The sequence below is a fragment of the Streptomyces sp. WM6372 genome, from assembly GCF_001279655.1.
Lineage (GTDB): Bacteria > Actinomycetota > Actinomycetes > Streptomycetales > Streptomycetaceae > Streptomyces.
The window spans coordinates 26,862-52,984 of the sequence record NZ_LGDB01000211.1; the positions used below are offsets into that span (position 1 = coordinate 26,862).

Below are 26,123 nucleotides of genomic sequence, written 5' to 3' on the forward strand. Positions count from 1 at the left end.
CAGGAATGGCCGGCTCCGGACACACGGCAGATCGGGTCGGATCCGATCAGGTCAGGCCAGGTCAGCGGCTCTCGGTGAAGTAGCCGAGCAGGTCCGTGATCACGTGGTTGCTGCCGCCCCAGCTGTTGAAGACGCTCACCTTGCCGTCCCCGACCGGAGTCGTGACGTGGTTCGGGACGGTGAGGCCGGGCAGCGTGTTCAGGCTGCTCGCGTCCGTCCGTGCGCTCCCGTACCCGTGGACGGTCAGGAAGCCCGCGGCGGAAGTGTCGGTCGCGGTCACGTTCAGCACCGCGCCCACCGCGCCGGACGGCAGCCCGGCCACGGTCGTGGTCGCGCCCGGGGCCAGCTTGCCGGTGGTCCGGGTGTCGCCGAGGCGCTGGGGCACGACCGGCGTGAAGAGGGCCTTGCCGTCCTTGCCGTAGTAGCCCACCGCGTCCACGACCAGGTGCGTGGAACCGGCGTTGTTGTAGAGCGTGATCGTCCCGTTCGGGCCCACCGGCACGATGGCCTGGTTGGACTTGTCCTTGCCCGGCTCCGGGTTCAGGTTCGACGTCACGGGCCGCTTCGCCGGGTCCGGGTAGGCGATCACGTGCGTGTCCGACGTCGCCCCGGTACCGGTCAGGTTCAGCGCGACCGCCGTGGCGTCCGCGGGGATCCCGCCCACACCGGCGACCTTGACGGTGCGCGTCTGGCCGCCGGCGAGCGCGCCGCCCGCACCCGTACGGGTGTCGGCGACGCGGGTCGGGGTGACCGGGCTGAAGCGCTGCCCGATGTTCGGCTGGTAGTAGCCGACGAAGTCGACGATCAGCTTCGCCTCACCGGAGTTGAGCCGGAACCACACGGAACCGTCGGAACCGACCGGAACGGTGACGGTGTTGGACGACGTACCGCCCGCGCGGACGTTGACGTTCGAGGTCGCCGGACGGTCCTGGCGGTTCGGCGACACGCTGAGGTGGGTGTCCTCGCTCGCGCCGGTGACGGTCACGTTGAGGACCGCAGCGGTCATGCTGCCCGAGAGCGACCCGCCGGCCGGCAGGCGCGTGGACCAGGGCTCTCCGCCGCGCAGCGACCAGAGGTGGGTCCGGGTGTCGACGATGCGGAAGGGCTCGGTGGCCACGTACCCGGACGCCGGGTAGTCCACGCGCACCGTCTTGGTCACCGTGGACGTGGCGCCCTTGACGTCCTGGAGCTTGACCGTCACCTTGTACTCGCCCGGCGCGCTGTACGTGTGCTGCCCGGGGGAGTTGTAGTCACGCGACTCGAAGCCGCCGCCCTCGCCGCCGAAGTCGACCTGCATGCTCTGCACCGGCCACGGCGCCACCGTGGACTTCAGGTCGAGCCCCATGGTCAGCGGGGGAACGTGCTCGTCCGGACTGTCCGAGGCCGGCAGGACCGGCGAGGCGGTGAAGTCCGCGGCCAGCGGCTTGTCGGCCGCGGTCACCTTGGTCGTCTGCTCCGCGGTGGCCGTCCGGCCCACGCCGCTCACCGCCGTCACCTTGACCACGTAGTCGCCCGGCTTGGCATAGGTGTGCGCGGCGAGGGCCTGGGGCGCGTCGCCCTGCCGGGTGACGACCGGTTCCGCGCCGTCGCCGAAGTCGACGCGGTAGCTCATCGTGGAGGGCCACTTGCTGTCCGACGAGGCCTTCACCTCCACCTTGGTGCCGGCCGGCGCCCAGCTCTGGTCGATCGACATCGTGGCTCTGCTGAGGCCGTCCTGACCCTCGTAAGCCCCGCGGTCGAGGTACCCGCCGTTGCGCCCGGTGTTGGGGACCCGCGGGTCGTCCGCGGTCGGGTAGCCGCTGAAGTCGGTGGGCAGTACGCCCGGCGCCGTCGGGTCGGCGGAGTCGATGGTCGGAGAGCCGTCCATGGTGCCGACGCCGTCGGAGGACGGCGTGAGGATGTCGTGCGCGCCCTGCCCGGTGCCGGCCTGGAAGGCGGCCGGGTCCTTGTACGCGGTACCGGACCAGCTGTACACCTGCTCGGGGCCGGCGTTGCCGGCGATCAGGTTGTAGTCGGCGCGGGTTCCCGCCGTCGCGCTCTGGGCGACCAGGAACGGGTTGCGCGCACCGTCCGACGTGCAGTAACTGCTGCGGGCGGAGGTGATGACCACGTTGTTGAACGCGGCCGAGCCGGTCGAGTTCCCGCCGAGCGCCAGGGTGGCCGAGCACAGGCCCCGGAGCGTGTTGTTGGTGACGACGGTGCCGGGCGCGTCCGTCATGCCGAGCGCCGACGCGGAGACGCCCGAGATCACGTTGCGGGCGAGCACGGTGTTCCGCGAGCCGCCGTCGACCCGGACGCCTTGCAGTGCGCTCCGGGTGATGCGTACGTCGGCACTTCCCTCGCCGACCACGGCCCCGTTGCCCCCGGCGGCGTCCCGGCCCGCGCCGGCAACGATCTGGTCCAGCTCGACATCGCTGGACCGGCCGACCTGGAGGGGCGCGGCGAGCGTGATGCCGCGGACCACCACGTGGGACGCACCGCTGATGGTCATCCCCCTGCCGGAGCGGAGGCTCACACGGAGCGGGAGACCCTCTGCGTCGACCACGAAACCGATGGGCTTGCCGGGCTCCCCGGAGCGGTCGATCGTGACGGCTTCGTCGTACGCATTGCCCGGCTTGATCCGCACGGTCTGGCCCGGCGCCACGACCTTGGCGGCCGCCGAGATCGTGCAGAACGGCACGGCCTGTGAGCCGGATCCGCTGTCGGTGCAGTGGGAATCGAAGTGATTGTTCACGTAGAGGGAGTCGGGGGCATCGGCGGCCGTGGCCGCCGGTATGCCGAGGAGTGTGACCAGACCCGCGGTCAGCAGGACGGTCGTACGAGTGGGACGCACCAGCAGGGGTTCCTTTGCGGAAAGATGACCAAGGAGACCATCTTCTGCTGTCCGAAAGCCGATGTCACTTCGATTCGGCGCCGAACGCGCGGACTTCTCACCTATCACGTCCGATACCTGGAAACGGTGGACCTGAACCGTCACGCTTGCTCCATGAGCACTGGAAGTCACTCGCCCAACTCCCCTGCGCCCAGCTGGATTCCGGCCACCGGTATCGGAATCCGCAAGGCAGGAGTGATGTTTGACGCCGTACGTGTGGACGGTGACATGGGACGGGATCTCGCCGACCTCCTCGTCACGCTCACGGGCGGTGATCCCGGGCCGATCGTCGTTCAGGCCAACGGGCGGCGGCCCGTCTACTTCCTGATCCCGGTCGGGAGCGCCGCGTACCGGGCCTGGCCACCCGGATTCACGCGGCTCGCGTCGGGGCCGCGCCGGACCACGTACGTCCCCGTCCCCGCCCTCGACGGCGCCTGGCCGCTGGCCTGGCGGTGCCCGCCCACGCGCGAGGACCGGTTCGTGCACGCGCTGCTGCTGTACCGCGCCGCCGGCCTCTACCAGGCGAGCTGCGAGATCTCCTCGGCCACCACCGCGCAGGCGTCGGCCGCGGGGTCGATGAGCGGGAAGTGACCGACCCCGTCCAGCAGGGTCAGGCCCACGGTCTCCCCGGCCCCGGCCGCCGCGGCCACGTACGACTCGGCCACCGACGCCGGGACCACGATGTCCTCCCGGCCGTGGACGACGGCCGTCGCGATCCCGGTCGGCAGCAGGACCGCCGGGTCCGCGAACGGCAGCCGCTCCGCCCACTGGTAGGCGCCGCCCAACAGCTGCGCGGACGCGCCGCCGCACACACCCAGCTCCTCCGCGGCCACGAAGTCCGCGATGGGGGCCAGCGCCACCACCCCGCGCAGCAGCGGCGGGGAAGGCAGCCTCCAGGCGGCCGGCGACTGGGGGGGCAGGACGTGCCGGGCCGACGCCCACAGCGCGAGGTGGCCGCCCGCGGAATGGCCGGTGATGACGGTACGGCGCGGGTCCGCCTGCGGGAGGTGGGCCGGGACGAGCCGCGGGAGGGCGTCCATCGCGGCGGCGACGTCGTCGAAGGTCTCGGGCCAGCGGCCGGCCACGTGCCCCTCGGCGTTCTGGTGCGGCAGGGAACTTCCGCGCCGGTACTCGACGTTGGCGACGGCGAAACCCCGGCGGGCCAGGAAGTCCGCGAGCGGGGTGATGTGGTGCCGGTCGTACGGGGCGCGCCAGGCGCCGCCGTGCAGGAGTACCACCAGCGGGACCGATCCCGTGGCGCTCTCGCCGCGCGGGGCGTAGAAGTCGATCACCTGGTCGGGGTGGTCCCCGTACGCCCCCGTCGCGTCCGGGGCGACCGGCGGGTGGGCGAAGGCCGAGGCGGCCTCGGCGGCGTCCCGTTCGACTGCGGGGTCCGTCATCGGCTCAACCTCTCGGTAACGCGTGGGACTGGAGTTCCGGCAGAGCGGGACCGTATCAGGCCGGAACGGGAGTGTCGGTGGGGGGCGGGGGCCGTGGCCGGGGATGTGCGGGGGCGGACGGAGCCGAAGCCCCGCCCGCCCGGTTGCCGTGACGTTTCGCCCCTACATCACCCGAAAATGTGACCCAGTGTCCGGGCCGCACGCTCCGCGTCGGCGAAACCGACGTACAGCGGCGTGAAACCGAAGCGCAGGACGTCGGGGGCGCGGAAGTCCCCGATCACGCCGCGGGAGATCAGGTCGTCCATGACCGCGCGGGCGTTCTCGGTGCGCAGCGAGACCTGGCTGCCGCGCCGGTCGTGCTCGGCGGGGGTGACCGACTCGACCTTCCCGGCCGGGACGTACACGGCCACGCACTCCAGGAAGAAGTCGGTCAGGGCGAGGGACTTGGCCCGTACGGCTTCCACCGAGACCCCGTCCCAGGCGTCCAGCGCCGCTTCCAGGGCCAGCATGGACAGGATGTCCGGGGTCCCGACCCGGCCGCGCACCGCGCCGGCCGCCGGGGTGTAGTCCGGGGTCATCGCGAAGGGGTCCGCGTGGCCGTTCCAGCCGGGGAGCGGGGAGTCGAAGGCCCCCTGGTGGCGGGCGGCGATGTAGAGGTACGCCGGGGAGCCGGGGCCGCCGTTCAGGTACTTGTACGTACAGCCGACCGCGAGGTCGACGCCGTGCTCGTCGAGGCCGACGGGGAGGGCTCCGGCCGAGTGGCAGAGGTCCCAGACGGTGACGGCCCCGGCGGCGCGGGCCGCCGCGGTGAGGGCCGGGAGGTCGTGGAGCCGGCCGGTGCGGTAGTCGACGTGGTTGAGGAGGACGACGGCGGTGTCCTCCCCCATCGCCTCGGCCGCGTGCGAGGGGTCGACCGGTACGACCGTGAGGCCGGTCATCCGGGCGGCCGACTCGGCGATGTAGCCGTCGGTGGGGAAGGTGGAGGCGTCGACCAGCATCCGCGTGCGCCCGGGGCGGGCCAGGCGGGCGGCGCCGACCAGGGCCTTGAACAGGTTGACGCTGGTGGAGTCTCCGACGACCGTCTGACCGGGGGCCGCGCCGATGAGCGGGGAGAGCTTGTCGCCGATCCGCTCGGGGGCGGTCCACCAGGTGCCGGTGCTCCAGGACTGGATGAGCTCCGTGCCCCACTCGTGGGTGATGACCTGGGCGATGCGGGCCGCGACCCCGGTCGTCAGCGCTCCCAGGGAGTTGCCGTCCAGGTAGACGACGCCGTCGGGGAGCGTGAAGCGGTCGCGGAGCTTGCCGAGCTCGTCGGCGGTGTCGAGGGCGGCGGCGCGGGCCGCGAGGTCCGCCGGGAGTTTCGCGTTCGCGTCAGACATGGCTGCGGGCCGTCCAGAGCTCCGGGAACACGTTCTTCGTGGCGCGCTTTTCGAGCCAGGTCACGCCGGCCGAGCCGCCCGTGCCGGTCTTGGCGCCCATGGCCCGGCGGGTGGCGACCAGGTGGTCGTTGCGCCAGCGCCAGACGAGCTCCGCGACGTCCGTGAGGACCTCGCCGAGGCGGTGGAGGTCGAGCTGCGCGTCGGGGTCCGCGTACAGGGAGGTCCAGACGGCCTCGACCTCGGGCGAGGGCTCGTACCGCCGGGAGAGGTCCCGCTCCAGGACCGCCTGCGGGACCGGCAGGCCGCGGCGGGCCAGCAGGCGCAGGACCTCGTCGTACAGGCTGGGCTCCTGGAGCGCCTTCTCCAGCTCCGCGTGGACGCGCGGGGCGCCGCGGTGCGGGACGAGCATCGAGGCCGACTTCTCGCCGAGCAGGAACTCCATGCGGCGGTACATCGCCGACTGGAAGCCGGAGCCCTCGCCGAGGGCGGCGCGGTAGGCGTTGAACTGGCCCGGGGTGAGCTGGGCGAGCGGACGCCAGGAGGCGTTGAGGGCCTCCAGTTCGCGGAGGGATCGTTTCAGCGCATCCATCGCGACGGGGATGCTGTCCTCGCGGAGGGCCTTCGCGGCCGTCTCCCATTCGTGGACGATGACCGTGAACCACAGCTCCATGACCTGGGTCGTCACCAGGAAGACCATCTCGCCCGGGTCGTCCGAACGGAGGTGCTGGAGGTGGGTGAGGACGTCCGCCTGGACGTAGTCCTCGTACGGGGTCGTGCCGGCGAAGTCGAGGTTCGGGGTGTCCGAACCGGCTCCGGAGGCATCAAGGGTGTTCGACATCGCTGTCTCCTCGACACGTGCTTCCGGGTAGCGGTCCGCCCCTTTCGATGGGTGAGTGGAGCCCCGGTCCCCTGCTCGCATCATAGGACCGGTTGGCGGACTCCCTCTATTGGGGTGTGACTGGGGTCACAGGTGTTTTTCGGACACTACGGCATGCCGGGGGCCCGCGCGCGGGACCCCGGCGGTCCGGATGGGGCTCAGGCGCCGAGGACGTCCGCGGCCGTCTCGGAGGAGTCGCGCAGGAAGGTGGAGCAGCGCTCGTACTCCTCCTTCTCGCCGATCGCCTCGGCGGCGCGGGACAGGGCGTACAGGGCGCGCAGGAAACCGCGGTTCGGCTCGTGCTCCCACGGCACGGGGCCGTGGCCCTTCCAGCCGGCGCGGCGCAGGGCGTCGAGGGCGCGGTGGTAGCCCGTACGGGCGTACGCGTACGACTCGACGGTGCGGCCGGCGGCGAACGCCTCGTCGGCGAGGACCGCCCAGGCGAGGGAGGAGGTCGGGTGCGCGGCGGCCACCTCGACGGCGGGCGTGCCGGCGGCGATGGCCTCGCGGCCCGGCTCGTCGGGGAGGTGGGTGGGGGCGGGGCCCCCGAGCAGGTTCTGGTGAATGGACATGCCCCAAGTCTGGGGTATCGGGCAGCTCCTCCCACGGCGAAGGGCCCGGTCCGCCGTCGCGAGACGGTGGACCGGGCCCTTCAACGCGGGATGCGGCGGGGTGCGGCCGGTGTTACTTCAGCTTCGTGCCCGTCGAGCGCAGGTTCGCGCACGCCTCGGTGACGCGCTTGGCCATGCTCGCCTCGGCGAGCTTGCCCCAGGTGCGCGGGTCGTAGGTGGACTTCTTGCCGACCTCGCCGTCGACCTTCAGGACACCGTCGTAGTTGCGGAACATGTGGTCCGCGACCGGGCGGGTGAAGGCGTACTGGGTGTCGGTGTCGAGGTTCATCTTCACGACGCCGTTCTCCAGCGCGGTGGCGATCTCCTGCTCGGAGGAGCCGGAGCCGCCGTGGAAGACGAAGTCGAACGGGCTGGTCTTGCCGTACTTCTCGCCGACGCCCTGCTGGAGGTCCTTCAGCAGCTCGGGACGCAGGACGACGTTGCCCGGCTTGTAGACGCCGTGCACGTTGCCGAAGGAGGCGGCCAGCAGGTAGCGGCCCTTCTCGCCCAGGCCCAGGGCCTCGGCGGTGCGGATCGCGTCGTCGACGGTGGTGTACAGCTCGTCGTTGATCTCGTGGGTGACGCCGTCTTCCTCGCCACCGGTCGGGGTGATCTCGACCTCAAGGATGATCTTCGCGGCGGCGGCCTTGGCGAGCAGCTCCTGGCCGATGGCCAGGTTGTCGGCCAGGGTCTCGGCGGAGCCGTCCCACATGTGCGACTGGAAGAGCGGGTTCAGACCACGGGCCACGCGCTCGGCGGACACCTCCAGGAGCGGGCGGACGTAGCCGTCCAGCTTGTCCTTGGGGCAGTGGTCCGTGTGCAGCGCGACGGTGACGTCGTACTTGGCCGCAACGATGTGCGCGAACTCGGCCAGGGCGACCGCGCCCGTGACCATGTCCTTCTTGTACTGGCCACCCAGGAACTCCGCACCACCGGTGGAGATCTGGATGATGCCGTCGCTCTCGGCCTCCGCGAAGCCGCGCAGTGCAGCGTGCAGGGTCTGGGTCGAGGTCACGTTGATCGCCGGGTAGGCAAACTTGCCTGCCTTCGCCCGGTCGAGCATCTCGTTGTAGACCTCGGGGGTTGCGATGGGCATCTGTCCGCTCCTTGGATGTGCGGGGAGTGTGCGATTGCTGGCCCTGACCTGGGGGCGACGTAACCGTCGCGCTCATCTTTCCAGACTCCGCGCGACACTCCACCCGTGCCGGGTGGACCGTTTCACGTGAAACACTCCGCCCGGCCGGGAAAGAGCAGGTCAGGACCTGTGCCCGCAGCACCGGGGACCTAAGTCACCAGTTCTGCGGGGGTCAGCATGCGAGACCGAACAAGATCAACTGCGATCGGGCGGGATCGGCCCGGGTGCGGGATCCGCCCAGGTTCGGGATCAGCTCAGGTTCAGGATCAGCCCGGGTGCGGGATCAGCCCAGGTCGAGATCGGCGAGCCGGTAGCCGGTGAGGTACGGCAGACCCGCCTCGGCGATGGCGTCCGCGGCGCCGCGGTCCACGATCGTGGCGACGGCGACGACCTCACCGCCGGCCTCGCGGACGGCCTCGACGGCGGTCAGCGGGGACCCGCCGGTGGTGGAGGTGTCCTCGACGACCAGGCAGCGCTTGCCCTTCACGTCGGTGCCCTCGATACGGCGCTGCATGCCGTGGGCCTTCTGCGCCTTGCGGACGACGAACGCGTCCAGGCGACCGCCGCGCGCGGCGGAGGCGTGCAGCATCGAGGTCGCGACCGGGTCGGCGCCCAGGGTCAGACCGCCCACGCAGTCGAAGTCCAGGTCGGCGGTGAGGTCGAGCATGACCTGGCCGACCATCGGGGCCGCCTCGCCGTCCAGGGTGATCCGGCGGAGGTCGATGTAGTAGTCGGCCTCCTTGCCGGAGGAGAGGATCACCTTGCCGTGCACGACGGCCTTGTCCTTGATCTGCTGCAGAAGCGCATCGCGTACATCAGTCATGACCCCGAGCTTAAAGGCGCGCTAACCGAGCCGGCGCCACGTCCACGTCGTGGAGATCTCCAGCGGGTCGACCGGCGTGACCAGGCGCGGGAGGCTGTTCAGCCCGTTCGGCGGACCGGACTGGGGCTCCACGCAGACCGCCTCGGACTCCTCGTCGTAGATGACCACCCACTCCTCGCGGCTGCGGACCTTCAGCTCCAGCGCGCCGGGCCAGGTGAGGGTGACGTCCACGCCGTTCGGCATGCCGAAGCAGTCGTCCCAGGGGCCGGGCTTGGGAGCGACACGGTGCCCGGTGGGGATGTGGTCGGCGTCCCGCTCCTCCTGCCACTCGGCCTCGAAGTCGAGCCGCGCGTCCTCGCCGGTGCCGAGGTTGCGGCGGAACCAGGGGTGCCAGCCGGCCTGGGCCGGGAAGGAGTCGCCGTACGTCTCGACGCCCATGGAGAGCGTCAGGCCCTCGGCGGTCAGCTCGACGGTCTGGGTGACCCGGCCGGGCCAGGGCCACGGGTCGGCGAGGTCGTAGACGAACGCCGCGTCGGTGTCGCCGTGGCGGACCTTGCGCCAGGGGTGGTCGCGGCCGAAGCCGTGGATGGCGTGCGGGGGGTGGTTGAGCGGGAGCTCGCGGAGGATTCCGCCGTCCCGGAAGCGCCCGTTCGCGGTCCGCCCGCACCACGGCACCATGGGGAACGCGCCGAAGTGCGCCCCTTGGCGCAGCAACTCCGTGCCGTCGATGCGCAGACTGCTGATCCGGCAGCCGTTCTCCTGGTCGACGGTCACCTCGGCGCCGCCCGCGCTCAGTTGCGTACTCATGCGCCCGACTCTAACGACGGGTCAGCGGCGCCGTCGCAGGGCTCGGCCGACGACGACCGCCGAGGCCAGCGCCAGGGCGGCGGCCGGGGCGATCCAGCGCAGACTGGCGCCGGCGCCCGAGGCCGCGGGGGCCGGGACCGGGGCGTAGCGGCCGCGCGGCGGCGCGTGGTCCACTTCCTCGGCGCTCCGGCCGATCATGGTGCGGCGGGCGTGGGCGGCCTCGGCGGGGGGCTGCGCGGCGGCGGCGAACTCGTCGACGTCCCCGATGTCGCCGATCTCCCCGATCCGGTCGAGCTCCGGGAGGCCCTCGAAATCGCCGTCCATGAAGGGCTCCAGGGACGGGGGCGGCACTTCGGTGTCGAAGACGGACGCCGTGACCTCGTCGGTGACACCGCCGTCCTTGCCGTCGGCGCCTTCTTCCCCGTCCGCGCCGGCCTCGGCCTCCTCCGCCTCCGCGATGACGTCGGTCACCGGCTCACCCGCTCCGGCCGCCAGCGCAGCGAGCTGCTCGGCGGCCCGGTCCAGGAGGCGGCGGACGGCGGTGGCGGTGGCCTCCGGCGGGAAGGCGGCGGCCCGCCCGTCGGCGGTGCCCTCGGCGGTGAACTCCAGCCGGGTCCCGTCGTCGGCCGGGGTCAGCAGCAGCGCGAGCGCCAGCTTGACGGTGCCGCTGCCGCGGATCTCGGTGCCCTCGCCGGCCACGGTGAAGCGGTCCGGATCCCGTTCGGTGACGGTCAGGGAACCGCGGTAGGTGACGGTGTTCCCGCCGACCCGCAGTTTGAGGCGGCCCGACACGGGCCCGGACGCCGCGTCGGCGTCCTGCTGGAGCCCGGGAACGCAGCGGGCCACCCGGGCGGGGTCGCGCAGCACGGCGCGGAGGTCGTCTGCCGGTACCGGAACGAACACCTGATGCTCCATGTGGTCGAGCCTACCGAGGGGAGGCCCTCCCGTACCCGGTCCGGCACTCACGAATGGCCGGTACCTCCGAATGGCCGGTGCCTCCGAATGGCCGGTGCTTGCGCTTGGCCGGCGCCTACGCCTGGCTCGTGCTTACGCGTGGCCGGTGCCTATGCCTGGCTCGTGCTTACACGTGGCCGGTGCCTACGCCTGGCCGGCGCTGGCGGATCGGCCCGCGCCCACGAACGGCCGGTGCTTACGAATACCTCGGGTGCGGCAGCGTCGACGGCGGCAGGCCGGCCACCCGCGTCCGCTCGGCGTCGCGCGCGGCGTCCCGCAGGGACTGCGTGGACAGCGAGCGCGGCCACGGCGTGTCCCGGTCCACCCGCAGCTCGGGGACCCGCTCCCGGCCGGCCAGGACGAAGCCCCAGTCCTGCGGTGGCGCGTCCGACGTGCCGGGGCTGCGGTCGGGGCCGGCGGCGAAGCCGGAGAGCCGGCCGCCGGCGCTGTAGGGCGCGGTGCGCAGGCCGGCCGCGCGCAGGGTGGCCTCGACCGTCCAGTAGGTGCGCGGGCGGGTGGCCAGCGGGCCCGCGTGCACGGCGAGCCGCCCGCCGGGGCGCAGGGCCCGCGCGGCGAGCCCGTAGAACTCCTGCGAGTACAGCTTGGTGCTCGGGGTGATGCCCGGGTCGGGGAGGTCGGAGACGATGACGTCGAACCGGTCCCGGGCGGCGGGCCCGCGCAGCCATTGGAACGCGTCCTGCGTGACGACGCCGAGGCGCGGGTCCTCGTACGCCCGGCCGTTGAGCGCGGACAGCATCGGGTCGGTGCGGGCGAGCCGGACCACGCCGGGGTCGAGCTCGACGACGGTGACGGAGGCGACGTCCCGGTAGCGCAGCACCTCGCGGGCGGCGAGCCCGTCGCCGCCGCCGAGCACCAGGACGCGGGCGTGCGGACCGGTCATCGCGGGGTGCACGAGGGCCTCGTGGTAGCGGTACTCGTCGTAGCCGCTGACCCGCAGCCGGCCGTCGAGGAACAGGTCGAGGGAGCGCGGGGAGCCGGTGGCGGGGCCGGTCAGGACGAGCTCCTGCACGCCGGTCTGCCGCGCGACCCGGACCTCGGCGCCGTAGACGGCGTGGCGGGCGACCCGCTCGAAGTCGTCGGCGAGGACGGTCGCGCAGGCGAGGACGGCGAGCACGGTGAGGTGCGCGGCGATCAGCAGCCAGCGGGAGCGGCGGCTCAGGTCGCGGCGGAACAGCCACAGGACGAGGCCCGCCCCGACGACCGCGTTGACGGTGCCGGTCAGCATGGCGCCGGTCAGCTGGCCGAGCAGCGGCAGCAGCAGGAAGGGGAAGGCCAGCCCGCCGACGAGGGCGCCCACGTAGTCGGCGGCGAACAGGTCGGCGACGGCGCCGCCCGCGTCCTGCCTGCGGATGCGCTGGATGAGGACCATCAGCAGCGGGATCTCGGCGCCGATGAGCACGCCGATCGCGAAGGAGAACGCCACGAGCGCGGGCCGCGATTCGCCGAGCCAGGCGAAGCTCGCGTACAGCGACATCGCGGAGAGCCCGCCGAGCAGCGCGAGGCCCGCCTCGATGGCGGCGAACCCGAAGGCGGGCCGTCTGCGCAGCCGTTTGGCCAGCAGGGAGCCGACGCCCATCGCGAAGACCATGACGGACAGCACGACGGACGCCTGGGTGACGGAGTCGCCGATGAGGTAGGAGCCGAGGGCGAGCAGCTCCAGCTCGTACACGAGGCCGCAGGCGGCGCAGACGAACACGGTGGCCAGGACGAGGAGTCGGCCGGTCCGGGGCCGTACGGGCAGGGCGGCCGGGAGGGTCGCCACGCCCCGCGGCTCCGGAGCCGGGAGCACCCGGCGCGGGACGGAACGGTCGATCATGAAGCGAACCGTACGTCACCACCCACTCACATCCCGTCACCCACATGGGTGCAAGTGGCGCACCGTTCCATCCGGTTGGCGTAACCGTGTGGGGAGGCTCGCGGCGCCCGCGCCCCGGAAGCCCCAGCCCAGTCCCGCACTACCGTGCGGCGGACTCCAGGGCTCCGCTCGGTGCGCCCATGCGCACGCCGACCCTCGTACGAGTGGCCACCAACTGGCCTTCCTGCGGGTACGCGTGCCAGGTCCGCCAGCGCACCTGGCCCTCGTGGTGCTGCGCGAGCATGGCGGTGAAGGCGTACGGGCTGCCGGGAAAGGTTCCGGCCAATCCGTTCGGGTGATCCGCGACCAGCGCGAGCAGCTCCTGCGCCCGCCCCGCGAACGAGCCCTGCGACAGGGTCTCGACCCGCGCGGCGAACTCGTAGTCCCAGTCGCCCATCCGCTTGGCCACGCCGAGCGGCAGCGGCGTACGGCTGCCGGGCATGCAGGCGACCGTCTCCGAACAGAGCACCCCGCCCTCCTCCAGGAGCACCTGGTGCGAGGCGCCGAGGAGGCGCAACTCCAGCTTCGCACCCGCCAGTTCGAGGTTCAGTACGGCCAGGGCGGGCAGCCGGTCCCGACCCAGGGCCCAGGCGAGATCGGCGGCACGCGTGTCGGTGTAGGTGGTCTGGAGGGTCGTGAGCATGAGTCGGCTCCGCAAACGCGCGAGGGAGATGGGCCGGGGCCCGCCAGCGGTAGTCAACGGGTGGGGGGACACCGGCACGGGTCCACAGGAAGTCCAGGGAGGTCCGAGGACTGGTCTACTCAACCGAGGGAATCATGAAAGGCACGGCACTCACAGCGTTTTTACCCAACTTGATTGGGTTTACATCCCCCCGGGGGCTACACAGTTCACGTGTTCAACCCACGGGTCCCGCGCGGACGGTTTCCAGCCGACCCGGGTCAGCTGGAACCGCAGCCCCCACCGCCGCAGGAGGACGAGGATCCGCCGCAGGACGAGGAGGAACCGCAGGAGGATCCGCTCGAACACCCGCCGGAGGAGCCGTCCCCGCCCGCCCACCACGAGGAGCCCGAACCGGATCCGGAGCCGGAGCCGGAGCCGGAGCCGGAATCGGCACCGGTCCAGGCACGGACCACCTTCCTGACCAGAGCCACGAAGCACACGACGACCACCGCGGCCAGCACCCAACCGAAAACAGACATGAGCTCAAACCCCCGTTCATCGCCCGGTCCCCCCGGGTGTGAAGGGGAGATGCCCGCAGGCCACCGGGGCCAAAGCACACTTGAGCAAGTCCAGAGGTTCCCCGCGGAACGACGCCCATGAGCGCACCCGCGGGCGGCAGAGGCCCCTCCCGAACCGCCCCTCCCGAACCGCCGCCCCGCATCCTTCTGCCATCGCGAGGGTCGGCCCGCGTCCCAAACAACGTGCACTCGCCGAAAGTGCCTGAACTCCGGGCGCGCGCCTAGGAAAATCCCAAACAGCGTGCACCCACCGGTGCGTGGCCCCCGTCTCCTACTGTCCTTCCTGAAGCCGGGGATCACCGGCTCGCTCGTCCACCGGGAGATCCCCCCGACCTCAGGAAGGAACCACGTGCAGCTGAGGCTGATGTACATGATCATCGCGGTCCTCGTGGCGCTCGTCGCCGCTCTGGCCGGCAGCTTCTTGACCGTCGCCGAGGGAGGGCGGCGCACGGCGGCCTTCAAGGCCGGAGCACTGACCTTCGCCGGCTCCCTGTCGCTCCTCATCGTGGTCATGGGCGCCCTGGGTGTGGTGGGCCCGTGAGCGGCACGGGCGCCCTTCGGGGGCGCGTGCAGGCCGAGGACCCCTCCTCGCTCGACGAGGTGCTCGTGAAGGTACGACGACACCGCACGCACCTCTCACGGCTGATGAGCGCCCCCGACGCGACTCGTCTCGTCCTCGGGCTGCTGTACCTGAGCCGGAGGGCGCACGCCGCTCCCGGCGCCGGCGTGCCGACGTGGTCGTGGTTGCTGGACCAGCCCGCAGGACGCGGTTCGGCGATCCGTACCGCCGTGGGCGCGTGTCTGGCCCACTGGCTTCCCGCAACCGACGTACCGGGCGCCGATGCGGGCACGAGGAGCCTGATGCCCGTTCCGCCCCCCGGTTCCGAAGGACCACTGCACGCGCTCGTCCAGGTCATCGGCTCCACCCAGCGGGTCGGTCCCCTGCTCGATCAATGCCTGCGGGACCTCTCGGCCGACCAGGCGGAGGGCAGCCACTACTTCACGCCGGTCGACATGGCGCGCCTCATGGTCGGCGCGGCCGTTCCCCGCGACGGGCACAGGGTGCTGGACCCGGTCTGCGGTTCAGGAGGACTCCTCGTCGAGAGCCACCGCTACGTCCGCGACCGCGTCGAGCTGGACCCGGCCCTGTCCTTGCAGGGGAAGGAGCGGCACGCCCACACCTCACAGGTGGCCCGCATGAACTTCGCCGTGCGGGGGATCGCCGCCCACGTCTTCCCGCCCGGGGACAGCCTCGCGGAGCCCGAACCCGAGCCCCACGACATCATCCTGGCCAACCTTCCCTTCAACCAGCGCGACTGGGCGCCGGAGGACAAGCCGGAGGACAAGGCGGAGCAGAGCGCCCGCCGGCCGGCGGCGGGCCCGGTCCCCGTCGATCCCCGATGGCCGGAGGAACCGCCGTCCCGCGGATCCGCCGACTCCGCATGGATCCAGCACATCGCACACGCGCTGGCACCGGCCGGACGCGCCGCCTTCCTGATGGCCGACAGGGTGGCGAACAGCCGACAGCCCATCACCCGAAGGCTCCGGGAGCGCCTCCTGCGTGACGACCTCGTCGAATGCGTGATCGCCTTGCCGCCTCGCGTGTTCGGTCACACCCAAGCCCCGGCGTGTCTGTGGGTGCTGAACAGGGACAAGAGCGCGCGCCCCGACTGGGGTGTCGTGGACCGTCGCCGACAGGTGCTCTTCATCAACGCGCGGCGGGCCTTCGAACCGGTCCCGGGGTCGAGGGCACGGAGGCTGGGCGACAAGAACACGGCGTCGATCCTGTCCACCCTCGCAGCCTGGCGCGGCCTCTCCGAGCAGGGCGCCGCGCCCACGCCCTACATCGACGCGGCCGGCTGGTCCCGAAGCTGCTCCACCGACGAGATCTCCGGCCGCGAGTACAGCCTGATGCCGACCTCGTACGCCGTGGAGCCGCCGGGTCCCACACGGGACACACGGAGCCGGATCGAGCGGCTCAAGCTCGAACTGGTCCATCAGTTCGAGCAGATGGGCCAACTGGAACTCCAGCTCCTGGACGCCTTGGAGGAGATCTGATGGAAGCCGGTACCCACCAGGCCGATCCGGACACGGCGGCCTGGCCGACGACCTCCATCGAGATCGAGCGGGCCCGCAGGAACATTCACATCACCTCCGGCTTCCTCGAGGAGGGGGCCTTCGATCAGGCTCCGGGAGTCGTCAGCTCGACGTTCGTCCAGGACGGGCGCATCCTCTCGCCCCGGACCGACACGTGCGGGCCGGGCGGGTCCCCGCCCACCCGGGCCACCCTCAGGGAGGGCGACCTGGCCGTGGTGCTCGTCAGACGGGTGGGCGATTCCGCGCTGGTCACCGCCGCGCACGCGGGGTGGACGGCGACCAGGTCGATCGGGATCGTCCGCGCCGAGCCGCACCTCGTGCGGTGGCTGCGCATCTGGCTGCAGACGCCCACGGCCAAGGCCCGGATCGACGAGGACGTGACGGCGCACGTCGAGCCCACCGTCAGCCTCGACACCCTCCGCCGCATGCTGTTCCCGCTGCCCCCGCCGGACGTCGTCACCGCGTACCACCGGGCCTTCGGCCTCATCGAGGAGATGGCCTCCCTCTACCGGGACACCGCGCGGAAGGCGGTGGAACTGGCCGACGCCCTCCACGACGACTGGGCGTCGGCGGATCCCTCCTGGGAAAAACGGACGCTCGCCGAGGTCGCCAGACCGAAGACGGGCAAAGGTTCCGAACGCTCGCTCCCCCCTGTGCCGACGGGACCCACCATCGACGTGATCGCGCCGAGCGACCTCTTCGACCTCCCCGTGCCCCACGTGGAGAGCTTCCGCCTGCGAAGCCCGGCGGACGCCGGCGAGGCACATCCTCCCGGCACCTTCATGCTGAGCACCCGTCCCGACGGCGCGCACATCGCTGTGACGCGCCGCCCGGCGACACCCCTCAGAGGTGTCGTGGCGGTACGGCCCGTCGAGGACGGGGACCGCTGGTGGCTGCTCCACGAACTCAGAAGCCGGAGCGGCGACATCACGCAGATGACGCAGGGCCGCAACGCCCGGGAGATCTCCGCGGGTGCCCTCAAGCGTCTGGAGGTCACCTGGCCGGACCGGTTCACGCGCACCGACTTCCACGCGATGGCCGATCCCCTGCACACCACGGCGCGACTCCTGATCTCCAAGACCGCGACGCTGCACGCCCTGCGGGACGCGCTCCTGCGCGACATCTCGGCAAAGGCCGGCGTCCTGCGGGAGCAGGCGGCGGAGCCGGAAGAGGAGGGCGCCACCGCTCCCCGCCCCGCTGCGGTCCCCGCAACACCCGGAAGCGAGACCGGCGATGAGTCAGGATGGTCTCCGGAGCATCGACGGGTACCCGAGTGAGAACGGTGGAGACATGAGCGCCAGGCCACTGCTGAACCGAAGGCTGGACGGACTCGGGACGACGATCTTCGCGGAGATGTCGGCGCTGGCGACAGCGACGGGCGCGATCAACCTGGGCCAGGGCTTCCCGGACACGGACGGCCCGGAGTCCGTACGCGAGGCTGCCGTACGAGCGCTGCGCGACGGCCGCGGCAACCAGTACCCGCCGGGCCCGGGCATCCCGGAGCTGCGCCAGGCGATCGCCGACCACCAGCGCCGCTTCTACGGCCTGGGTCTCGACCCGGACACGGAGGTCCTGGTCACCGCGGGGGCGACGGAAGCGATCGCCGCGACCATGCTCGCGCTGCTGGAGCCCGGCGACGAGGTGATCGCCTTCGAACCCTTCTACGACTCCTACGCCGCCTGCATCGCCATGGCCGGCGCGCACCGGGTGCCGCTCACCCTGCGCGCACCGTCGTTCCGCCCGGACCTGGACGAACTGCGGTCCAAGATCACCCCACGGACCCGCCTCCTGCTCCTGAACACGCCGCACAACCCGACCGGGACGGTCCTCACCGCCGAAGAGCAGAGCGCCATCGCCGCGCTCGCCGTCGAACACGACCTGCTCGTCGTCACCGACGAGGTGTACGAGCACCTGGCCTTCGACGGCGCCACCCACGTCCCGATGGCGACGATGCCCGGCATGCGCGAGCGCACCGTCTCCATCTCCTCCGCCGGCAAGACCTTCTCCTTCACCGGGTGGAAGGTCGGCTGGGTCATGGCGGACGGCCCGCTCGTCGCCGCGGTCCGGACCGCCAAGCAGTACCTGACGTACGTCAGCGCGGGCCCGTTCCAGTACGCGATCGCCGAGGCGCTCCGCCTGCCGGACGCGTACTTCGACGGCTTCCGCGCCGACCTGCAACGCAAGCGCGACCTGCTCGGCGCCGGCTTGCGCGCGGCCGGGTTCGAGGTCTACCAGCCCCAGGGCACGTACTTCATCACGACCGACATCACCCCCTTCGGCGAGAAGGACGCCTACGCCTTCTGCCGTGAGCTGCCCGAACGCTGCGGTGTCGTCGCCATTCCCAACTCCGTCTTCTACGACGACCCGGACGCCGGCCGCAGCCAGGTCCGCTTCACCTTCTGCAAGAAGGACGACGTCCTCCACGAGGCCGCCGACCGCCTGCAACGCCTCGCGTCCTGAACCCACGCCCGGCGACGACCCCCCGGCCGGCCGGAGCGGCGTGTGACGGACGGGCTCCGAGTTCACCGGAGATTCCGAGGGCATTCACGCCCCCCGCGAGGCCGTGAGCTTTAGGGTGCCCGAGGCCCTCCTCGTCCGGACGGCTTCCACTCGCAGCGCGGGAAAGACGGGGTTCATGACGGCGACGGGCAGTGTGTCGGTTTCCGTGCGGCCGCAGCGACTCCGGACCGGCAGGGTGCCCGCGGCCCTCGTCGCGCTCGGGGTCTTCGCCGCCGTGCGGATCGGCGGGGCGGTGGTGCTCGCCGTCGGGGCGTGGTGGGCCGGGCGGAGCCCCGTGCGCGTGCTCGGGTACTCCTGGGACTCCGTCTGGTACCTCGGCATCGCCGTCCACGGCTACGGCCGCACCCAGATGTGGGCCCGGTCCGGGCTGGTCCAGAGCGACTACGCCTTCTTCCCGCTCTACCCGCTGCTCGTACGGCTGGCCGGGGCCACCCCCTGGGCCGGGCTGCTGGTGGCCTGGACCGCCGCCGTGGTGGCCGCCGCCGGGGTGTACCGCGTCGGGGAGCTGCTGCTCGGCCGGCGCGTCGGGGTGCTGCTGGTGGCGCTGTGGGCGGCGACCCCGCACTCCGTGGTGCTGACCCTCGCCTACACCGAGCCGCTGCTGGCCGCGCTGGGCGCCTGGGCCCTGTACGCCGTACTGCGCCGGCGCTGGCTGTGGGCCGCGGGCCTCGCGATACTCGCCGGTCTGACCCGGCCGACCGGGATCGCCGTCGCCGCCGCCGTGACCGCCGTCGCGCTGCACGCGCTGCTCGTACGGAGGTCCCGCGCGCCCGAGGTGTGGGCGGCCGCGCTGCTGGCCCCGGCGGGCTGGGCCGCGTACGTCCTCGCCGTCGGGATACGTACGGGGGAGCCGGCCGGGTACTTCACCGTGCAGCGGCGCTGGGGCTCCCGCTTCGACTTCGGCTCGTACACGACGGGCAGCATATGGCGGGTGCTGACCGGCGGGCACGTACCGCTCGCCACCGTCGTGACCGTCGTGATCCTCGCCGCCGCCGGGTTCCTGGGGGTGCTCCTGGCGCTGGACCGGATGCCTCCGGCGCTGCTCGTCTACACCGCCGTCCTGCTGCTGATCGCCTACGGCGGGGCCGGCTACTTCGAGTCGAAGCCGCGCTTCCTGCTGCCCGCGTTCCCGCTGCTCCTGCCGGTCGCGGCCGCAATGGCGCGAGCCCGGCCGCGCTCCGCGGTCGCTGTGACCGCGGGGCTGGCCGGGCTCTCGTACGGCTACGGGCTGTACCTGTTGCTGGTCGCCCGCGTACCGCTGTGACCGGGGGCGACTAGTTGTCGTCGCCGTCCTTGTCGTCGCCTTCACCGTCGGTGGAGTCGATCTCCTTCTCCAGTCCGAGCTGCTCCACGAGCCACTTGTCGAACTCGATGGAGGCGCGGACCCAGCTGACCGTGGACGAGACGAAGTGCTCCAGGCTGACGCCGGTGCCGATCAGCATCTGCGCCTCGCCGATCAGGCGGACGGAGCCGTCGTCGTGCGTGTGGCTGTAGACCTTCGGCCACAGGGTGCGGCGGTTCCAGTCGTCGATCGACTCGAGGAGCTGGGGCTTGTCCTCGATCGCGTGCGGACGGTCGTAGAAGGTCCGCACCGAGAAGACCTGCTGCTCCTCCTCGCCGCGGAACATGAAGTACGTCCGGAACTCCTCCCACGGCGCCGCGAGGTCACCCTCGTCGTCGACGACGTACTTGAGCTCCATCTGCTCCAGCAGCTGCTTGACCAGATCCTGGTCGGGGACGACGGGGCCCGCCGGTCCTGTGGCCTGCGGATCGGGCTGCTGCCCTCCGAAGTTCGGAATCGAGGCCGGGTCGATGCTCACCGTGATTTCCCTTCGTGCGGATGATGTCATCCTCCCCCATCGCTCCCACCCCCTGTCCACCCCTGCACGTACGATCCGCGCAGGGCGGACAGGAGTAAGCCGCCGATAAGAGCGACCGGGGGGCACATGGCAGGACGTACCGGCGGCATATCGTGGCTCGCCGTCGTGGTGCTGGCCGCGCCGCTGGTCATCGGCATCGGCGGGTTGGTGGGCCTGTGGCTGGTCCTGGACGGCTGGTCCCACCACTCGGACGGCCGGGAGAAACGGACGGGGACCGACTGCGCGCAGGCCCTGCAGTTCGCCCGCGGGAGCCTGCCGGAGGGGGCCCGGGGCGGGCGGTGCGAGCGGACCGACTGGCCGGACACCACCGTGACCGGATCGTTCCGGATGGACCGCAGCGGGCTGGAGACGTGGCTGGCGGCCGCCTTCCCGCAGGCGCAGGAGCACGGCCGCAGGGGGCGGCCGGCGGTCTGCCCGAAGCCGGGGCCGGGGTACGACCCGGAGGCCGGGAGCCGGTGCATCACCGTCGACCATCCCGACTCCGTGCCCGGGCTGGCGAAACGGGTGGAGATCAGCGCCGAGCAGCAGGTGGGGTACGACGTCCTGGTCCGGTTCGTCGCGTACGACGGGTAGGACCCCGGACCCCGGACCGCGGCGGCCGGGGCGGCCGGGGCGGCCGGGGGCCGGGGATCCCGGGCGGCTCCGGGGCACCCCGGAGCCGCCTCAGCACGGCTCAGAGGGCCTTTCCGACGATCAGGTCCTCGCCGGCCACGTCGACGCGGACGGTGTCGCCGTCGCGGACCTCGCCCGCCAGGATCTCCTTGGCGAGGCGGTCGCCGATCGCCGTCTGGATCAGGCGGCGCAGGGGGCGGGCGCCGTAGGCGGGGTCGTTGCCCTTGTCGGCGAGCCAGGCCAGGGCCTCGGGGGTGACGTCCAGGGTCAGGCGGCGCTGCGCCAGGCGCTTGGCGAGACCGGCGATCTGGAGCTCGGCGATCCTGGCCAGCTCCTGCGCGTCCAGCGCGGAGAAGACCACCAGGTCGTCCAGGCGGTTGAGGAACTCCGGCTTGAACGAGGCGCGGACCACGTCCAGGACCCGGTCGCGCTTCTCCTCCGGGGAGGTCGCCGGGTCCATGAGGAACTGGCTGCCCAGGTTCGAGGTCAGGATCAGGATCGTGTTGCGGAAGTCCACGGTGCGGCCCTGGCCGTCCGTGAGGCGGCCGTCGTCCAGGACCTGGAGCAGGATGTCGAAGACCTCCGGATGCGCCTTCTCGACCTCGTCCAGCAGCACCACCGAGTACGGGCGGCGCCGGACCGCCTCGGTCAGCTGGCCGCCCTCCTCGTAGCCGACGTATCCGGGCGGGGCGCCGACCAGGCGGGCCACGGAGTGCTTCTCCGAGTACTCCGACATGTCGATGCGGACCATGGCCCGCTCGTCGTCGAAGAGGAAGTCCGCCAGCGCCTTGGCCAGCTCCGTCTTGCCCACGCCCGTCGGGCCCAGGAAGAGGAACGAGCCGGTCGGCCGGTCCGGGTCCGCGATGCCGGCCCGGGTGCGGCGTACGGCGTCCGAGACGGCCCGTACGGCCTCGCTCTGGCCGATCAGGCGGCGGCCCAGCTCGTCCTCCATGCGCAGCAGCTTCTGCGTCTCCCCTTCCAGGAGACGGCCCGCCGGGATGCCGGTCCAGGCACCCACCACGTCGGCGATGTCGTCGGGGCCGACCTCGTCCTTGACCATCGCGGACTTGGAGGTTCCGGTCTTGGAGGCCTCTTCCTCCTCCTCGGTGGCCTCCGCCAGCTCGCGCTCCAGGGTCGGGATCTCCCCGTAGAGCAGCTTGGAGGCGGTGTCGAAGTCGCCGTCGCGCTGCGCGCGCTCGGCCTGGCCGCGCAGGTCGTCCAGGCGCTCCTTGAGCTCGCCGACGCGGTTGAGGGACTGCTTCTCCTTCTCCCAGCGGGCGGTCAGGCCCCGCAGGTCCTCCTCCTTGTCCGCGAGGTCCTTGCGGATCTTCTCCAGGCGCTCGATCGAGGCCGGGTCGGACTCGTTCTTCAGCGCCAGCTCCTCCATGCGCAGGCGGTCGACCGAGCGCTGCAGCTCGTCGATCTCCAGCGGCGAGGAGTCGATCTCCATGCGCAGGCGGGACGCGGCCTCGTCGACCAGGTCGATGGCCTTGTCGGGCAGGAAGCGGGAGGTGATGTAGCGGTCGGAGAGGGTCGCCGCGGCCACCAGCGCGCTGTCGTTGATGACGACCTTGTGGTGGGCCTCGTAGCGGCCCTTGAGCCCGCGCAGGATCGCGATCGTGTCCTCGACGGACGGCTCCGCCACCAGCACCTGCTGGAAGCGCCGCTCCAGCGCCGGGTCCTTCTCGATGCGCTCGCGGTACTCGTCGAGGGTGGTCGCGCCGACCATGCGCAGCTCGCCGCGGGCCAGCATGGGCTTGAGCATGTTGCCCGCGTCCATGGCCGAATCCCCGCCGGCGCCCGCGCCGACGACCGTGTGCAGCTCGTCGATGAAGGTGATGATCTGGCCGTCGCTCGACTTGATCTCCGCGAGGACCGTCTTCAGCCGCTCCTCGAACTCGCCGCGGTACTTGGCTCCCGCGACCATCGCGCCGAGGTCGAGGGAGACCAGCCGCTTGTTCTTCAGGGACTCGGGGACGTCGCCCTTGACGATGCGCTGCGCCAGGCCTTCGACGACGGCCGTCTTGCCGACGCCCGGCTCGCCGATCAGCACCGGGTTGTTCTTCGTACGGCGCGACAGGACCTGGACGACGCGCCGGATCTCCTGGTCGCGGCCGATGACCGGGTCGAGCTTGCCCTCGCGGGCGGCTGCCGTGAAGTCCGTGCCGAACTTTTCGAGGGCCTTGTACTGGCCCTCGGGGTCGGGGGTGGTCACCCGCCGTCCTCCTCGTGCGTTCTCGAAGGCGTCCAGCAGCTTCTTCGCCGTCGCGCCCTGTGCGGAAAGGACCTCACCGGCCGCGCCGCCCTTGGCGGCGATCGCGATGAGGAGGTGTTCGGTGGAGAGGTACTCGTCGCCGAGCTTCCCGGCCTGCTGGTCGGCCTCGGCGAGTACGGCGAGCAGCTCGCGGGTGGGCTGCGGGGGCGCGACCGTGGAGCCCGTGACGCTGGGCAGGGCGGCCAGCAGCCGCTCGGCGCCGTTCCGGACCGCCGCCTGGTCGGCCTCGGTGGCCGCGAGGAGGTCGGTGATGTTCTCGTTGTCCTCGCCGGCCAGCAGGGCCAGCAGCAGGTGCGCCGGGGTCAGGTCCGCGTGGCCGTCCTTCACGGCGCGGCTGGTGGCGGCGTTCAGGGCGTCCCGGCTCTTGTTGGTCAGCTCGGCATCCACGTGCGACTTCTCCTCTCAGACAGGTCGGACACAGGGCGGGGTCCCGCTCTTTGAGTATGGCAGCGTCCGCAAAGTTGAGTCTATTCCACTCAAGGGCAGAATCGGTGCCCTCCCGTACGCTCGGGCCATGGCTCTTGACGTACTCAACCCGACGCCCGAGTACCTCGCCTTCTGGCGGGAGCGGCACGTCTGCACGCTGACCACCCCGCGCCCCGACGGGACCCCGCACGTGGTGCCGGTGGGCGTCACGTACGACCCGGAGGCCGGCCTGGCCCGGGTGATCAGCAACAAGAACAGCAAGAAGATCCGCAACGTGCTGGCGGCGCAGGGGACGCAGGCGGGCCCGGCGCGGGTCGCGGTGTGCCAGATGGCGGGGCGCCGCTGGGCGACCCTGGAGGGGCACGCGGTGGTCCGTACCGACGAGGCCTCGGTCGCCGAGGCGGTGGCGCGCTACGCGGAGCGCTACGGGCGGACGCCGTCGCCCAATCCGGACCGGGTCGTCCTGGAGATCACCCTCGACCGCGCGATGGGCCGGGCCTGAACCGGCGCCGGCGACCGGACCCACCGGACCCAACCAGCCCCCCGGACCGGCGGAACAGTTCGGTTTTCACCTTGTCCGGTTCAAGCACTGGACGCGGACATCACAACGGCGCCATCGTGGTCAGGTCCACGATGGCGCCGTTGTGTGGGGGAGCACCTGGAGCGATCTGCAACGACGGGGGAATCGCTTCAGGCACTGCGGGGGGTGGCGGTGGTGATATCGGGTTCGAAGAGCTGGTGGTCGCGCTGATCAAGGTTGACGAAGACCATTCCGTAGCGCACCTCGCAGCGGACGGGCTGCGGCGCGCCGCGGGGGCGGCGCAGGCACCGGTACGCCCGGACGTCCTCGTCCTCCTCGCGCGTGATGACGATGGGCTGTCCGAACAGGGTGACCATCAGCGAGTCGCCGGGGTGGGGGATGGCGGTGGCGAGGTCGATGAACTGCCAGCCGGAGCGGTAGGCAGAGGCCATTTCGCGACGGAAACCGCGGTCGTCGGGGGTCATGCCGCGCTCTCCACGCCAACGGCGCCGGCTTGGGCGTCCGCGGGGGATGAGCGCCATCCGCTGTCCAACGGTGCCGCACGCCATCCGCTGTCCTCCAGCGGCGCCGCCTCGAGGACCGCGGCACCCCCTTCAGCTCCCCCCAGGGTGACCCCGGCAAGTCCCAGACCGGCCACAGCCGAGAAGATGACGGTGGCAAGCGCCGAGCGAAGCATTCTCTTGTTCATGGTCGGCTTCGTCCTCACTTGATGAAATCCTCTCCCCCGCCTGTCAGACGATGGCTCATTCAGGCACGTCGCTGCCACAGGGACGATGCATCATGTTCTTGCATGTTCAGGACCCTGGGGGGTGGAGATTTGACTACAAACAGAACAAAAGCGACACATCCCCACTCGGTCACCGAGCTGTGCAGCGAGGGGGCACGGCTCTACACGAGCGCACTGCGCACGGGACGTATCGCACGTGGGGATGTCAAAACGGCACCCTGCCTGCTCGATCTGGCGTTGTTGCAGCCAGATCCTGATGACGTTAATTCCCTCCGTCCGGTTCCACCGGCGGTGGCACTCGCACAGCGGCTGCATCCGATCGAACGCGAGATCCGCGACAGACGCCGCGACTCGCTCGAACTGTCCGAGGCATTCGAGCCGTTTCTCGCCATCAGCGCGCAAAATCCGGCGAGCACCCACGCCATCACCGTTCTCGAGGGCTTCGACCCCATCAACGCCGCCCTCAACCTCGCGACGGCCGAGTGCCACACCGAGATGCTCACCATCCAGCCCGGCGGCGCCCGCCCCAGCCTGGAGCTCACCGAAGCCCTGGAGCGCGACCAGCCGCTGACCGACCGCGGTGTCCGGATCCGGACCCTCTACCAGCACACCGTCCGGCACAGCCGCGGCACGCTCGCGTACGTCGACCTCCTCAAGGCGGGCAAGGTCGAGGTGCGCACGCTGGAGGAGCTCTTCGAGCGCCTCATCATCTTCGACCGGACCGTCGCCTTCATCCCGGCCAGCGACGACCGCCAGGTCGCCCTGGAGCTGCGCCACCCGGGGCTGGTGGACTACCTCATCAAGGTGTTCGAGCAGCTCTGGCACCGCGCTGTGCCGCTCCAGGAGGAAGTCACGTACCAGCACACCCGCGGGGGCATCTCGGGCGTGCAGCGCACCATCGCGCAGCTCCTCATCGAGGGGCACGTGGACGAGGCCATCGCCCGCCGGCTGGGCATGAACGTACGGACCTGCCGCGCGCACATCGCGAAGCTCGCCAGCACCCTCGGGAGCGGCAGCCGGGCCCAGCTCGGCTTCCTCATCGCCCGCTCCGGGATCCTGGAGGACGAGGGCGACTGAAACGGGCGGGCCCCGCCCGGAATCCCGGACGGGG

General features: G+C 71.7%; 24 protein-coding genes. 9 read left to right on the forward strand and 15 right to left on the reverse strand.

Going from position 1 to position 26,123, the window contains the following annotated elements; genetic code table 11:
* Positions 1-61: 61 nt before the first annotated feature.
* Positions 62-2,833 carry a PKD domain-containing protein gene (locus tag ADK52_RS28550; RefSeq protein WP_053692728.1) on the reverse strand — a complete coding sequence of 924 codons (2,772 nt, stop codon included), beginning with the start codon at positions 2,831-2,833 and terminating at the stop codon, positions 62-64.
* A 153-nt stretch (positions 2,834-2,986) separates the two neighbouring features.
* Between ADK52_RS28550 and ADK52_RS28555 the strand changes: the two genes are divergently transcribed.
* Positions 2,987-3,463 (forward strand): hypothetical protein, encoded by a 477-nt coding sequence (locus ADK52_RS28555; protein ID WP_234344292.1) that lies wholly within the window; start codon positions 2,987-2,989, stop codon positions 3,461-3,463.
* On the opposite strand, the gene ADK52_RS28560 is transcribed toward ADK52_RS28555, so the two are convergent.
* The 11 genes from ADK52_RS28560 to ADK52_RS28610 form a co-directional block, all read right to left on the reverse strand.
* Positions 3,388-4,272 carry an alpha/beta hydrolase family protein gene (locus ADK52_RS28560; protein ID WP_053692729.1) on the reverse strand — a complete coding sequence of 295 codons (885 nt, stop codon included), beginning with the start codon at positions 4,270-4,272 and terminating at the stop codon, positions 3,388-3,390. The two genes, ADK52_RS28555 and ADK52_RS28560, sit on opposite strands and share 76 nt — an antisense overlap.
* A 167-nt stretch (positions 4,273-4,439) precedes the next feature.
* The gene (gene kynU, locus ADK52_RS28565) at positions 4,440-5,651 is read right to left on the reverse strand and encodes a kynureninase (RefSeq protein ID WP_053692730.1); all 1,212 of its coding nucleotides are present in this window, start codon (positions 5,649-5,651) and stop codon (positions 4,440-4,442) included.
* Positions 5,644-6,489 carry a tryptophan 2,3-dioxygenase family protein gene (locus tag ADK52_RS28570; protein WP_053692731.1) on the reverse strand — a complete coding sequence of 282 codons (846 nt, stop codon included), beginning with the start codon at positions 6,487-6,489 and terminating at the stop codon, positions 5,644-5,646. The genes kynU and ADK52_RS28570 overlap by 8 nt, the downstream gene beginning before the upstream one ends.
* 197 nt (positions 6,490-6,686) lie before the next feature.
* On the reverse strand, positions 6,687-7,100 hold the full coding sequence (locus ADK52_RS28575) for a DUF3151 domain-containing protein (RefSeq protein WP_053692732.1): 414 nt from the start codon (positions 7,098-7,100) through the stop codon (positions 6,687-6,689).
* Between the two features lie 112 nt (positions 7,101-7,212).
* The gene (gene fbaA, locus ADK52_RS28580) at positions 7,213-8,235 is read right to left on the reverse strand and encodes a class II fructose-bisphosphate aldolase (RefSeq protein WP_030152875.1); all 1,023 of its coding nucleotides are present in this window, start codon (positions 8,233-8,235) and stop codon (positions 7,213-7,215) included.
* A 322-nt stretch (positions 8,236-8,557) separates the two neighbouring features.
* The gene (gene pyrE, locus ADK52_RS28585; protein WP_030152877.1) at positions 8,558-9,097 is read right to left on the reverse strand and encodes an orotate phosphoribosyltransferase; all 540 of its coding nucleotides are present in this window, start codon (positions 9,095-9,097) and stop codon (positions 8,558-8,560) included.
* 21 nt (positions 9,098-9,118) lie between these two features.
* Positions 9,119-9,904 carry an aldose epimerase gene (locus tag ADK52_RS28590; protein ID WP_053692733.1) on the reverse strand — a complete coding sequence of 262 codons (786 nt, stop codon included), beginning with the start codon at positions 9,902-9,904 and terminating at the stop codon, positions 9,119-9,121.
* Between the two features lie 21 nt (positions 9,905-9,925).
* Positions 9,926-10,819, reverse strand: coding sequence for an SRPBCC family protein (locus ADK52_RS28595; protein ID WP_053692734.1), 894 nt, complete (start codon positions 10,817-10,819; stop codon positions 9,926-9,928).
* A 235-nt stretch (positions 10,820-11,054) separates the two neighbouring features.
* On the reverse strand, positions 11,055-12,695 hold the full coding sequence (locus ADK52_RS28600; RefSeq protein ID WP_053692735.1) for a polyamine aminopropyltransferase: 1,641 nt from the start codon (positions 12,693-12,695) through the stop codon (positions 11,055-11,057).
* Between the two features lie 139 nt (positions 12,696-12,834).
* The gene (locus tag ADK52_RS28605) at positions 12,835-13,377 is read right to left on the reverse strand and encodes a DUF2617 family protein (protein WP_053692736.1); all 543 of its coding nucleotides are present in this window, start codon (positions 13,375-13,377) and stop codon (positions 12,835-12,837) included.
* A 257-nt stretch (positions 13,378-13,634) separates the two neighbouring features.
* Complete coding sequence (locus ADK52_RS28610) at positions 13,635-13,895, reverse strand: hypothetical protein (RefSeq protein WP_078988674.1); 261 nt, start codon at positions 13,893-13,895, stop codon at positions 13,635-13,637.
* A 388-nt stretch (positions 13,896-14,283) separates the two neighbouring features.
* Here ADK52_RS28610 and ADK52_RS28615 point away from each other — a divergent pair, with 388 nt between their 5' ends.
* From ADK52_RS28615 to ADK52_RS28635, 5 genes are all read left to right on the forward strand, one after another.
* Positions 14,284-14,475, forward strand: a complete 192-nt coding sequence (locus tag ADK52_RS28615) for a hypothetical protein (protein ID WP_053692738.1) — start codon at positions 14,284-14,286, stop codon at positions 14,473-14,475.
* Positions 14,472-15,992 (forward strand): N-6 DNA methylase, encoded by a 1,521-nt coding sequence (locus ADK52_RS28620; protein ID WP_234344293.1) that lies wholly within the window; start codon positions 14,472-14,474, stop codon positions 15,990-15,992. The genes ADK52_RS28615 and ADK52_RS28620 overlap by 4 nt, the downstream gene beginning before the upstream one ends.
* Entirely contained in the window at positions 15,992-17,308 is a 1,317-nt protein-coding gene (locus ADK52_RS28625) for a hypothetical protein (RefSeq protein ID WP_053692739.1), read from the forward strand. The genes ADK52_RS28620 and ADK52_RS28625 overlap by 1 nt, the downstream gene beginning before the upstream one ends.
* Before the next feature lie 13 nt (positions 17,309-17,321).
* Positions 17,322-18,491 carry a pyridoxal phosphate-dependent aminotransferase gene (locus ADK52_RS28630; RefSeq protein WP_053692740.1) on the forward strand — a complete coding sequence of 390 codons (1,170 nt, stop codon included), beginning with the start codon at positions 17,322-17,324 and terminating at the stop codon, positions 18,489-18,491.
* A gap of 235 nt (positions 18,492-18,726) precedes the next feature.
* Positions 18,727-19,815 carry a hypothetical protein gene (locus ADK52_RS28635; RefSeq protein WP_053692741.1) on the forward strand — a complete coding sequence of 363 codons (1,089 nt, stop codon included), beginning with the start codon at positions 18,727-18,729 and terminating at the stop codon, positions 19,813-19,815.
* 10 nt (positions 19,816-19,825) lie between these two features.
* Here ADK52_RS28635 and ADK52_RS28640 read toward each other — a convergent pair whose 3' ends face one another.
* Positions 19,826-20,371 carry a YbjN domain-containing protein gene (locus ADK52_RS28640; protein ID WP_053692742.1) on the reverse strand — a complete coding sequence of 182 codons (546 nt, stop codon included), beginning with the start codon at positions 20,369-20,371 and terminating at the stop codon, positions 19,826-19,828.
* 126 nt (positions 20,372-20,497) lie between these two features.
* Between ADK52_RS28640 and ADK52_RS28645 the strand changes: the two genes are divergently transcribed.
* Entirely contained in the window at positions 20,498-21,004 is a 507-nt protein-coding gene (locus ADK52_RS28645; protein ID WP_053692743.1) for a hypothetical protein, read from the forward strand.
* Positions 21,005-21,104: 100 nt separating this feature from the next.
* On the opposite strand, the gene clpB is transcribed toward ADK52_RS28645, so the two are convergent.
* Positions 21,105-23,705, reverse strand: a complete 2,601-nt coding sequence (clpB, locus tag ADK52_RS28650) for an ATP-dependent chaperone ClpB (RefSeq protein WP_053692744.1) — start codon at positions 23,703-23,705, stop codon at positions 21,105-21,107.
* A gap of 127 nt (positions 23,706-23,832) precedes the next feature.
* On the opposite strand from clpB, the gene ADK52_RS28655 reads away from it, so the two are divergent.
* Complete coding sequence (locus ADK52_RS28655) at positions 23,833-24,246, forward strand: pyridoxamine 5'-phosphate oxidase family protein (protein ID WP_053692745.1); 414 nt, start codon at positions 23,833-23,835, stop codon at positions 24,244-24,246.
* Between the two features lie 188 nt (positions 24,247-24,434).
* Here the strand turns inward: ADK52_RS28655 and ADK52_RS28660 are convergent, their stop codons facing one another.
* On the reverse strand, positions 24,435-24,749 hold the full coding sequence (locus ADK52_RS28660) for a hypothetical protein (RefSeq protein ID WP_030299141.1): 315 nt from the start codon (positions 24,747-24,749) through the stop codon (positions 24,435-24,437).
* A gap of 326 nt (positions 24,750-25,075) precedes the next feature.
* Between ADK52_RS28660 and ADK52_RS28665 the strand changes: the two genes are divergently transcribed.
* A complete protein-coding gene (locus tag ADK52_RS28665) occupies positions 25,076-26,089 on the forward strand; it encodes a helix-turn-helix transcriptional regulator (protein WP_078988675.1) in 1,014 nt (337 codons plus the stop codon).
* Positions 26,090-26,123 lie beyond the last annotated feature (34 nt).